Origin of the sequence: Cupriavidus sp. NPDC089707 (assembly GCF_044748965.1) — a bacterium.
Classification (GTDB): Bacteria; Pseudomonadota; Gammaproteobacteria; order Burkholderiales; family Burkholderiaceae; genus Cupriavidus.
Map to the genome: position 1 here is coordinate 13,588 of NZ_JBIVHB010000005.1, position 11,441 is coordinate 25,028.

8 protein-coding genes and 2 pseudogenes are annotated in these 11,441 nt (G+C 60.0%); 9 read left to right on the plus strand and 1 reads right to left on the minus strand.

Translation table 11 applies throughout. The annotated features are described in order from the left end of the window. Window positions 1-59: 59 nt before the first annotated feature. The 6 genes and pseudogenes from ACIP1U_RS10235 to ACIP1U_RS10260 all read left to right on the plus strand — a co-directional run bounded on the left by ACIP1U_RS10235 (window position 60) and on the right by ACIP1U_RS10260 (window position 7,270). Complete coding sequence (locus tag ACIP1U_RS10235; RefSeq protein WP_400314428.1) at window positions 60-1,028, plus strand: LysR family transcriptional regulator; 969 nt, start codon at window positions 60-62, stop codon at window positions 1,026-1,028. Continuing rightward, entirely contained in the window at window positions 1,009-1,848 is an 840-nt protein-coding gene (locus tag ACIP1U_RS10240) for an ElyC/SanA/YdcF family protein (RefSeq protein WP_400314430.1), read from the plus strand. The genes ACIP1U_RS10235 and ACIP1U_RS10240 overlap by 20 nt, the downstream gene beginning before the upstream one ends. A gap of 70 nt (window positions 1,849-1,918) precedes the next feature. Beyond that, a pseudogene (locus tag ACIP1U_RS10245) lies at window positions 1,919-2,743 on the plus strand (TauD/TfdA dioxygenase family protein); the annotation flags it as partial. 24 nt (window positions 2,744-2,767) lie between these two features. Beyond that, a pseudogene (locus tag ACIP1U_RS10250) lies at window positions 2,768-3,827 on the plus strand (3-keto-5-aminohexanoate cleavage protein). A gap of 198 nt (window positions 3,828-4,025) precedes the next feature. Continuing rightward, window positions 4,026-5,918 carry an McrB family protein gene (locus ACIP1U_RS10255; protein WP_400314431.1) on the plus strand — a complete coding sequence of 631 codons (1,893 nt, stop codon included), beginning with the start codon at window positions 4,026-4,028 and terminating at the stop codon, window positions 5,916-5,918. Beyond that, a complete protein-coding gene (locus tag ACIP1U_RS10260; protein WP_400314433.1) occupies window positions 5,915-7,270 on the plus strand; it encodes an McrC family protein in 1,356 nt (451 codons plus the stop codon). The genes ACIP1U_RS10255 and ACIP1U_RS10260 overlap by 4 nt, the downstream gene beginning before the upstream one ends. Before the next feature lie 237 nt (window positions 7,271-7,507). Here ACIP1U_RS10260 and ACIP1U_RS10265 read toward each other — a convergent pair whose 3' ends face one another. After that, window positions 7,508-7,837 carry a DUF1484 family protein gene (locus ACIP1U_RS10265; RefSeq protein ID WP_400314435.1) on the minus strand — a complete coding sequence of 110 codons (330 nt, stop codon included), beginning with the start codon at window positions 7,835-7,837 and terminating at the stop codon, window positions 7,508-7,510. Between the two features lie 640 nt (window positions 7,838-8,477). Here ACIP1U_RS10265 and ACIP1U_RS10270 point away from each other — a divergent pair. From ACIP1U_RS10270 to ACIP1U_RS10280, 3 genes are all read left to right on the plus strand, one after another. Continuing rightward, window positions 8,478-9,452: an HNH endonuclease gene (locus ACIP1U_RS10270; protein WP_400314436.1), complete on the plus strand. Its 975-nt coding sequence runs from the start codon at window positions 8,478-8,480 to the stop codon at window positions 9,450-9,452. Window positions 9,453-9,509: 57 nt separating this feature from the next. Continuing rightward, entirely contained in the window at window positions 9,510-10,856 is a 1,347-nt protein-coding gene (locus ACIP1U_RS10275; protein WP_400314438.1) for a hypothetical protein, read from the plus strand. Between the two features lie 430 nt (window positions 10,857-11,286). Continuing rightward, window positions 11,287-11,418, plus strand: a complete 132-nt coding sequence (locus tag ACIP1U_RS10280; protein ID WP_400314440.1) for a hypothetical protein — start codon at window positions 11,287-11,289, stop codon at window positions 11,416-11,418. The last annotated feature ends 23 nt before the right edge of the window (window positions 11,419-11,441 follow it).

Sequence of the window (11,441 nt, forward strand, 5' to 3'; positions counted from 1 at the left end):
CGTCAATGCCGTCCAATATCTGTTTTGTTGGAGGGCATAAGTTCGTACTATGGCAACCTATGCAGAACGCCCGCAAACTGGACATCCCTCGCCTGATCGCCTTTATCGCAATTTGCGAAGAGGGCAGCATCACGGCCGCCGCGCGCAGGCTTGGGATTGCCCAGCCGGCATTGACCGTCACCGTGAGCAGGCTGGAGGATGTGCTGGGGACGGTGTTGCTGACGCGAGGAATTCGCGGGGTCAAGCCGACCGAAGCGGGACAACGCCTCCTGAGGCGCGCCTACGAGGTTGTGAATCTCGTCGAGTCCACGTTCCAGGAGCTGCAGGAGTGCACAGCCGACCCTGGCGGCGACGTTTCCCTGGGTCTGCCTTCCTCATCTGCCGCCGTACTCGCCCTGCCTCTGGTAGAACGCATCTCCATGCGCTACCCGAAAATTCGCCTGCGCCTGGTAGAAACGTTCTCCGGGTACCTGTGGAATTGGCTATCAGAAGGGCAGCTTGATCTGGCGGTGGTGTTTGACCGGACAGCGACGCCGGAAGTGCGATGCGAGCCCATCGCCAGCGAGGACATGCAACTGGTAGGCCGGCCAGGGTCGCTACCAGACGCAAGCACGGTGCAGGCAAGGACGTTGGACAGGTATCCCCTCGTGATGCCGTCGCGTCTGCATGCCATTCGGTCAACCCTGGAGGCCCATGCCGCACGAGAGAACGTGTCACTCGACGTTCGCGTTGAAATAGACGCCGGCCAACGGCTGATACGACTGGTGGAAACCGGTCGCATGTTCAGCGTTCTCGCCAAGAGTGCCGTGACACGGGAGATCCAGCAAGGGACGCTGGCGGCGTGCATGATCGACCCACCTATTACGCGCGCCGTATGCCTGGGACAGCGGCGCGCACGCATGGCAGATCCGGCAGTCCGCGCCGTTATCACGGAATTGGTCGCGGAGACCCAGGCGTTGATAGCTACCGGCATTTGGAAGGCAGCCAGCGCGGAGCAACCCCTGATGCATGAATATGCCGTCGGATAATCTGCCAATCAACTATCTGGAGAACCCCGCAGTGAAACGAAGCGCGCGCTGGAGACGCCTCGCCCTGGCGCTGGTTGGCGCCGTCCTGCTTGGCGACGCCGTCGCACTGATGGGAATGGGGCTATTCAACTTCGGCATTGTGTTGCCGGGATCTATTGGGATCGCGTTCCTGTTGCTCGCCCTGTGCTGGGATGGGGTGGCTCGGTGGCGGAAGTCAGATCGCCGGCGCCAGGTGCTTTGGCGCGCGGGCTGGATTGCGTTTGCTGTGTGGCTGGTGACTGTCGGGGCGTTCTTTTATGACATCCGCAGCGGCATGGGCGTCCCCGTGCCGGCAGGGACTTCAGTGAAGGCGATCGTCATCCTTGGGTCAGGTACGCCTAACTGCGAGGCATCGCCGACATTGATTGCGCGGCTGGATCAAGGGTTGATGCAGGCGCAGCGATGGCCGGAGGCCAAGTTGGTTGTGAGTGGCGGACAGGACTTCGGGCTGCGGTGTGTTGAGGCGGACATCATGGCGGACTACCTCGTATCGCGTGGGGTGGCGGCGGACAGGGTGATTCGCGAGGGGCGGAGTACGAGTACCGAGGAGAACCTGGTGTTCAGCCGTCAGTTGCTGGAGGGGCAAGGCGTCGATGCCGGGAAGACGATTGTGGTGGTGACCAGCGATTTCCACGTGCGGCGGGCGGTGGGAATTGCGCGGAAGGCAGGGTTCAGCGAGGCCTTCGGCGTGGGTGCCGGGACGCCTTTGTACCTTCGCTTCAATGCGTGGCTGCGTGAGTACTTCGCGGCAATCAGTAGTTGGGTCTTCAGGGAGTACTAGGGCTTCAGCTTGTGGCACTCCGCAGTGTCAGAGCCAGGTCGGCGCGATACCGGTTGCCTCGTGCCGTTTCGACGGCCTGTTCGCCGAGATCCGCGCCGCGCTGCTGCAGCACAAGGTGCTGTTCCTGCGTGACCAGGACATTTCCCGCGCCGAGCACGTCGCCTTTGCCGAGCGCTTCGGCAAGCTGGAAGATCACCCGGTCGCCGGCAGCCATCCGCAATACCCTGGCCTGGTGCAGATCTACAAGCGCCCGGACCAGCCGATGGATCACTACGAGAACGTCTGGCATACCGATGCGACCTGGCGTGAAGCGCCGCCCATGGGTTGCGTGCTGCGCTGCCTGGAAGGCCCGGCAGTCGGGGCCGACACCATGTGGGCGAACATGGTGCTCGCCTACGAGAACCTGCCCGCGCATGTGAAGACGGAGATCGCCGGCCTGCGTGCCCGCCACAGCATCGAGGCAAGCTTTGGCGCCGCCATGCCGATCGAACGGCGCCTGGCGCTGAAGGAGCAGTACCCGGACCCGGAACACCCGGTGGTGCGCGTCCACCCCGAGACCGGTGAAAAGGTCCTGTTCGTCAACGCGTTCACCACGCACTTCACCAATTTCCACACCGCGGCACACGTGCGTTACGGCCAGGACTACAACCCTGGCGGCGCTGACCTGCTGCGTTACCTGGTGTCGCAGGCGTTCATTCCCGAGTACCAGGTCCGCTGGCGCTGGAAGCCCAACAGCATGGCCATCTGGGACAACCGCAGCACCCAGCACTACGCGGTGATGGACTACGCGCCCTGCCACCGCAAGATGGAGCGCGCCGGCATCATCGGCGACAAGCCCTTTGGCATCGGCGAGCGCGACCTCAACGCCCGCACCCCCGAAACCGCACTGGCCTGAACCACATATCCGCAGGAGACAAAGATGGATTTCATCGACGGTTCGCTGTTCCCCGAGAACCAGCAGAAGCTGGTCATTACCGCCGCGCCTTACGGTCCGGAATGGATGCCTGCCGACTTCCCGGAAGACATTCCGGTGACGATGGAGGCACAGATCCAGAAGGCCGTGGACTGCTACAACGCCGGCGCTACCGTGCTGCACGTGCATGTGCGTGAAGCCGATGGCAAGGGCTCCAAGCGCTTGTCCAAGTTCAACGAACTGCTGGCCGGCATCCGCGCCCGCGTGCCGGACATGATCCTGCAGGTGGGCGGCTCGATCTCGTTTGCGCCCGAGAACGAAGGCGACGTCGCCAGGTGGCTGTCGGACGATACCTGCCACATGCTGGCGGAGCTGAAGCCGACGCCGGACCAGGTGACGATCGCCATCAACACCAACCAGATGAACGTGGTCGAGCAGATGTGCGCGGCCGACGTGGCCGGCACCTCGCTGGCCGAGCCGGCGAACTACCGCGCCTATCGCGAGATGACCATTCCCGCCGGGCCGGAATGGGTGGAAGAACACATCCACCGCCTCAGCAGCAACGGCATCCAGACCCACTTCCAGCTCGCCACCATCGCCCAACTGAAAACGGTGGAGCGCATGATGCGCAAGGGCACCTGCAATGTGCCGCTGCTCCTGACCTGGGTGGCCATTGGCGGCGGCTTTGAAGCGCCCAACCTCTACAACCTGGCCAACTTCGTGCGTGCCTGCCCCAACGGCTCGGTGCTGACGCTGGAAACCTCCATGCTCAACGTGCTGCCGCTGAACATGATGGCCATCGCCATGGGCCTGCCGTTGCGGCATCGAGGACAACATCTGGACCCAGCGCCGCGACCGCAAGATGGGCACCGTGGAGTAGATCGAGCAGCTCGTGCGCATGTCACGCGAGTTTGGCCGCGACGTGGCCAACGGGAAGGAAGCGCGCGAGATCTACAAGATCGGTACGTTCTATGACAGCGCGGATGAAACGCTGGCGGAGAATGGGTTCGCGGCGAACCGTAAGCCGGGGCAGGTTGGCTTCACGCGGCATGCTGGCTGCCGATAGTCGAACGTCGCCGCCCACAAGCTGCTGATAGTCGCCGGTGGACGGCGACGTTATGCCGGGCACCGCCCGGCCCGCCCTCCGTGCCGCCCCGAAACGTCGGAGGCAACGTGTACGGAAATTGACCTGCCTCCTTATTCATATAGTATTCAGCTAATTCCCCAAATCAGAGCACTTACCGCTAATACGCGCACCATAACTATGTCCATCAACAAACAAGCCTATCTAAACGAGGACGCTCGAACCCTCTTCGAAAGCCGCATATCCGAAGAAACTGGACGCGAATGGGCATGGCGTGCATTGGAGAAGATTCGCAACCGATTTCCCCGGGCCGATCACTGGACTACGGGCGGCAGGGACAAAAACTACATCGACATCCGGATCGGTGCGAAGAAGAAAGGAAAGAGCAGGGGGGTTCCGGCGATGTACCTGTACGTCGAGCAAAACGTGCCTTCGCTGTCATTGAATCGGAGATTTGCGGGGGGCGAGCGGCACAGCATCAATGCTCAGACATCTCCCGGCGACGACGCACTCGACGAGTGGCTCGATGGTGCCGAGCAACACCTCACGGATTTCATCAAGGATCACCTCCCGCAGTACAAAGACCCCGGCCTCGCTCCAAGCGATTTCCAGCCTGAGGACGCCGAAGCGGATGAGCTGCTAGCCGGCCCGGAATCTGCCAGTATCTCGCTCGATTCCGCCGAATCTGGCCCTCAAAACCTGATTTTGTTTGGCCCTCCCGGCACGGGCAAGACACACCGCACTGTCGATGAGGCGCTGCGCATTCTCGATCCCGCGCTTTTCCACAGCCGTCCCAGCCGCGAAGAACTCACGGCGGCGTTCGCGAATTTTGTAGCGAACGGACAGATAGTCTTTACCACTTTCCATCAGAGCTTCAGTTATGAGGACTTTGTAGAAGGGCTGCGCGCCACGACCAAGGATGGGCAGATCGAGTATGTGGTGGAGCCCGGTGTGTTCAAGCGGTTGTGCGACCGCGCGGCGCAAGGCGTTCCAGCGAGCGACGATCCGTTTGACAAGGCGCTTGCGGTGCTGAAGGAGAAGCTGGAAGCAGGTAACGGAAAAATCTCCATGCCCACCAGCCGGGGTAAGCAATTTGCGGTCATGTATGACAGCGGGTCCACATTTAGTATCTTCCCCGAAAGCAGCCAGGATCTAAAGGTGGGCTACACGGGCAATATGGACATGGTTCGACAGCTATACCGTACCGGTGATGAAACAGGTATTTACAACACATCGTACGTCAAAGGCATGCTCGCGTACCTCAAGAAGGAGTGTGGGCTGCGTGATTCGGCGCAGGCACTGCCCACCATGAAAGACCGAAAACCTTTCGTCCTCATTATTGATGAGATCAACCGCGGCAACGTCTCTCGCATCTTCGGCGAACTAATCACATTGATCGAGCCCGCTCGCCGAGCGGGCATGCCCGAAGCGCTGAGCGTCACTCTGCCGTACTCGAAGGAGTCCTTCGCGGTTCCGTCCAATCTGCACATCATTGGCACGATGAACACGGCCGACCGGTCGCTGACGGGGCTCGATATCGCGCTGCGCAGGCGCTTTTCGTTCACAGATATGCCGCCCAAGGCGTCCTTGCTCCAAGGCGTCGCCGTCGCCGGCATCGATATTGCGCAGCTGCTGTCGGTGATCAATACGCGCATTGAGGTGCTGCTGGACCGCGACCATGCGATCGGGCATGCGTACTTCATGCCGCTCAAAGCGGAGCCTGACCTGCCCGTCCTGGCGCGGATCTTCCGCAACAAGATCGTGCCACTGCTGCAGGAGTATTTCTTTGAGGACTGGCAGCGAATCCAATGGGTGCTGAACGATCACCGCAAGGGCAAAGGTCTCCGGTTCGTCGTGGCGCCGGACCTGGACGTCGGCGCGTTGTTCGGCACGCAGGTCGGCATCAATGTACAAGGTGCGCGCTGGACGCTGGATGCCGAGGCCTTCAACAAGGCGGCCGCATACGCGGGCATCATCGATGCGAACATCGGATCGGGGTCCACTGGTGCCGCGAATGACGCCACAGATGGCACCGGGAATACGTCGGACACAGCCAGCGCGGGCGCCGCATGACTACACGGGTAACCGTCCGCGAGCACGCCCGCCTGACCACCGATGCGCTCGCTGAGCCGACCCTCGACCGAGCGTATGTTTCCCCGACGGCATTCGACTGGCTCTGCGGCCTAAATGCGGGTTTCACACGAGCAGGCGCGTCGCTGGTGCACGTGGAGGGCCGGCGCTGGCTTGCTCTCGACAATTACGTAGGCGTACTGGAGACGCCGTGCGGCACGTCGATCGAGATCCTGCCCAAGCATGTTGATGACGATGCGGCGGCTGGCGACGACATCGCCAGCCGCGCGTTACTCAAGCGTATGATTTCTGCCACGTCCGGCTTGCGGGCCCGCGAAGCAGGTCCGGCGAGCCTCGATCGCTTTGACGCGCCGCTCAGTGAATGGCTGATGGGCCGATTCCTCAGCGCGCTCGATTACCTGGTCAAGCGGGGCGTGCGGTCAGACTACGCTCGTGTCGAGGCGGCGGAGCGCTTTCTTCGGGGGCAGCTCGACATTGCGCGGCAGATGCGGCAGCCGGCGGGCCGCGCGCATGTGTTCCAATTCCGGCACGAGGTCTTCCTGCCAGACCGCGCAGAGAACAGGTTGCTCAAGCTTGCCCTGGAGCAGGTGGCACGTGCCACGAAGATGCCGTCGCAATGGCAGCTCGCGAGCGAACTGCGCAGCCTGTTGCATGCAATACCGGCGAGCCGCGACGTCGATAGCGATTTCCGCCTTTGGCGCAATGACCGTTTGATGGCGCACTATCAACCGCTGCGACCGCTGTGTGAGTTGATCCTTCACCGACAGATGCCGCTCGCGCTGCGTGGCGCGTGGCACGGCATCAGCATGCTGTTCCCCATGGAGAAGCTGTTCGAACGCTATGTCGCTGGGGTTCTAGCGCGCCAGCTACCAACGGGCGCGCGGCTGCGCACGCAGCCGTCCAGCGCGTCGTTGTGCAGGCATCTCGATGGCGATGCCTTCCGCCTTGAGCCCGATCTACTGATCGAGTACGGGTCGCGGAAATGGGTGCTGGACGCTAAGTGGAAGCGGCTCGACGGTTCCGATCGCGGCAACCTTTACGGGCTAGCCCAGAGCGACTTCTATCAGTTGTTCGCATATGGCCACAAATACCTTGGCGGACGCGGCGAGATGGCGCTGATCTATCCATGCACGCGCAAATTCCCGGCGCCACTGCCTTCATTTGCGTTCGGCCATGGGCTAACTCTACGAGCCATGCCGTTCGACCTGGAGTCCGACCGGCTGATCGGAGGCGAACAGTTCGGGCTGCCCCTCGGCGGCCATGCCATGTCTAACACTATCGATGTTATCGACACCATCGAAACCATCGAAGCGAATGGGCTCGCAAGTGGATAGCGGGGCCGCCAACACCGCGCTCCGCGGTTACTCGAAAATAGGCGATCGCATAAATCGTTCGAGCAAATCTTCCACGCTTTCGATCGCTTGTAGCCCCTGGGGAAATTCTGGTTCAAGCCAGCCGCGCCTTACGGTCCGGAGGCTTTAGCTTGCAGCATGTCACAGTACAAACGACGCGAGGCCAGTTGGCTCGCGCCGTTTTGTTTTCAGGCCCGCATTGCGCGGGCCTGTCCCTCGTCAGACAAGCGCCTGCAGGCGGTCGGCGCACTGGTCGATCTGCCGCGTGAGCGGCGAAATCAGGGCGTGGAGGCCGATGCTGTCAGGAACATCGCCGGCCTGCAAATCCAGCAAGGTCAGGACGGATTGAAAACCGGCGCTGACGCGCAGAAGATCGTCGCTGACTTCGAGGATACGGTCCTCGAGGGTGACGGCTTTGCTGGGTTGCGGTGGGGTGGCCTTGGCGCGGCGACGGAACTGGGCGCGGTCGACTTTGGCCAGGTTTTCGGCTAGCTGGGCTTGTTTTTGGGCAAGGGTGGGCTCTTGGGGAGCTGGGGTGGTGGATGGCATTGTAACCTCCGGTCATAGTGATGGAGGCTCGCGGTCCGCTGTCAACCGGGTGGGCGAGCACGAGGCAGGGTTGACAGACCGGCAATGCACGAACCGGCGAATCCGAAGACTCCCCCGCGACGGCTCGCCCGTAAGGGCGTGCATAGGCGAAAGACGAGAGGATATCGCTTCGCTGCTCGTCGGTGCAGCATTGCACAGGCTGTCAAACCTGGTCGACCATTGTTTTGGCGACGTCGTAAGTCTCCGCCGACGGCCCCTGTCGAACAATGCGCGGATTCTCAAGATTTGTTAAGGGACCGTCACGGCCGAGGTAAGCGACAAGCACTTGTTCTTGCCTACAAGGGCGATCCAGCGGACGCCCGCCAAGGAAACGAAAGGATCGGATGAACCGCTCGACCAAGGACTATTTTCCTCTCCGACCCGCTGAAATTTCGCTTCCAATTGAAGAAAAAAGCGATACCATCTGCTGAAAACATATGGTACGCGCATCCCGACGCTGCCCGCGAAGGATGGCGAGACTCGCGATTGCCACAGGGACGAGTTAATTCTGGCTCCTCGGCCTGCGTCTCCGTCACCGCCCGAAGCTGCCATAGAAATAAGTGACGGACATCGCGGATCCGAGCCTAATTTCGAACGAAGAATGCGATTTTGGTGGGTAAATCATAAGAAGACCTTCGCGGCAGAACTACGAGGCGGCTACATCTGGTCTCCGAAAGTAAAAGCCAACGGCGCTAAGAATCAGACCTACGACAACCTTGCTGAAACGTCGCCCGGCGATGTCGTTTTCTCCTACGCGAACACCGCTATACGAGCGATAGGTATTGTTGCCGCGCGGGCAATGGAGAAATCAAAGCCCGCGGAATTTGGGGCTGCCGGTGATAGTTGGGCAAACGTCGGATGGTATGTACCGATTGACTGGAACCGGCTAGACGCACCGCTTTTCCCGAAAGAACACATTGATCGAATTGCGCCACTCCTGCCTGGGAAGCACTCACCCATACGGGTGAACGGCCACGGCAACGAGTCGTGCTACCTCGCATCTATATCCAATGCCCTGGGTGAATTACTCATGGCCTTGGTCGAGCGAGGGACGCCGGGTCTCCCCGGATTGCTGTCAGATTCCCAGCATGAAATCGATGACGCAAAAGCGGAGCGGGAAATCTTGGGCCAGCCTATTGAGGAGACTGAAAAGTCGCAGCTCATTAAGGCGCGGAAGGGTCAAGGAATTTTTCGGTTTAATGTGGAGCAATTGGAGTCGCGATGTCGCCTTACTCACGTTGCGGATAAGCGCTTCCTCATTGCTAGCCACATCAAGCCCTGGGCGAATGCGACAAACAATGAGCGTCTTGATGGGTCTAACGGTCTCTTGCTAGCGCCGCACGCAGATCGACTCTTCGACAGAGGCTGGATTTCGTTTGGTGACGGTGGTGAGGTGTTTCTCGCTGCATCAGAAATTGCTACCGTCATGATGGCGTGGGGCCTCGATCCGGGAAAAGGCGTGGGACCTTTTAGCGAAAAGCAAAGTGCTTATCTTGCCTACCACCGCGAACACATCCTCCGGCGTGGCAAAGGTGGACAAGAGCTCAATGCAATCGTAACGATGGTTGCGATTTGAGTGCGCTGCGCTCCGAGGTTCGGCTAGCTTAATGAAATAATCGTGACAGTTTGACACATGCCGGCAAATAAGACTGGTTTAGTAATTTACTTCGATGAAGAGAGGCGCCGCGATCTCCTTCAGGCGACGGCCGAAGGCAGCTACGCGCCCTTCTCAGATGCTCTCAGCATTCATGACTGGGAAATAGGACAGCTCAGCATTGCTCTTCTTTGTTTTTCTGAAGCAACGATCGACTACATCGCTCTGGCGAAGAAGGGAAAGCAGGTAGTAACTTCAAAATCGAAGGTTGAGTTTTCCAGCCTACTGAATTTGAAGAACATTCCTATTCAGGCTGTTGAGTCGCGGCTGACTCAGCGTCTTAGACAGTATTTCATTAAGGCATCGCAGGGTACTGGCGGAAGCATTCCAGATTCCACATGGTCCGCCCTCGTCGACGCCATCAAGATTGAGCGGCCACAGCTGACTGAAGAGATTGATCGTCTCCTTTCACTCCGTCGCTACTCTGGACTCCGACTGCACGGTGACGCAGCTGACATTCTTGTTCAAGAAAGAGAAGCGCTGGGTATTTCTCTAGACATTTTTTCCGGAAGCAACCAACTTAGAGAGCGGGTGTTGACCGAGTGGGCGCCAAAATCAGACTCAGTTGCGGAAGTCAATGAAGGCGATTCAAGCGCAAGGTTAGCGAACCTGCAGAGGGGGCGGTCGTCATTTTTGACCGGTATACCGCAACGCTACCTACAAGAGGAAGCTGCCATTCAGCATGACCTCTTCAACTGGCCGGGCATGACTCCAATCCATGAAGCGGGGATATCCACATTCGAGCAAGGTGGCCGCAAGCTCAATGTGATTTACGCGAACAGGAACGACCTCGAGCACACACTTGGCGTGGACTTGATCTACTACAACGAACCTTACGAACTGTTCGTTCTTGTGCAATACAAGCTGATGCGCGAAGAGAGCAACTTGTTCCTTTATCGGCCTGACCCGCAGCTTACACACGAGCTGGCGAGAATGGACAAACACTACCAGGCGACTCGGACTGTCTCCGCCATCCAATCACACGCCGAGTACCGCCTAAGCGATGATGGCTTTATGGTAAAAATGGTGCCGAACAGGGGGTTGACGCCAGCCTCTAGCGAACTGATAAAGGGCATGTACCTGCCACGAGAGTACCTGCATTTCCTCTTAGGGCCGAACGGCCCGAAGGGGCCCAAAGGCGGCACCCAGATCACGTTTGAAGGAGCCCCACGCTACCTTACTAATTCCCAATTCTCTTCTAGCGTTCACGCCGGGTGGATCGGCACTAGGGGAGTCCAGTCCCTGGCCATTAAAGGCATGATTCGGAACTACTACGAAACGGGGCGAGCACTCCTCGTCGCCTATGAGACCAGGGTCACGCCTTGAGTATTACCACTGAGGCGGGCTCGAGTGGCCTGACGAGAAGAGGCGTCGATACAGTGCTCCTGGATCGTTTGGAAAGCTCCCTGGCGCGCCCTCCCTTGAACGCAGTCTGCGCGGACTTCCTCAGTTATAGCGAAATTCGTCGCACCCTTGCTGGTTACACGAACCCGGCAACCCCGCATTAGAGGCTTTAAGCACTTGTTCAAGGCCAACGAAGGCGATCCAGCGGCGCCCGCCTATGGACGGAGGGGATCGCCATGAGGCGCTAAGCTTCCCGGCTCCCCGTCTCGTCGACGTCGTGCCTGAAGCAACCGCCAACCGTTTGCAAGAACGAGACGCCACAGGCAGGCACGCATCGGTAGGCGACGCTCGGAGCGATTAACAGGCATAAGGCTCGAGACCAAGCCGGTTCACAATCTTCCCGGAGCCCTGGGTGCAAGCCATTGATCGGCAGCCCCGGCGGCCGCCGGATGGCACACTTGCTCACCACGAGCGCCGCCGCCCGGAGCAGACCACGCTGGGCCGCCTGGTGCAGCAGCATGCCGAGACCGTCTTCGCAGGCTGAGGGTGACGCCGGGGCCTGCACGG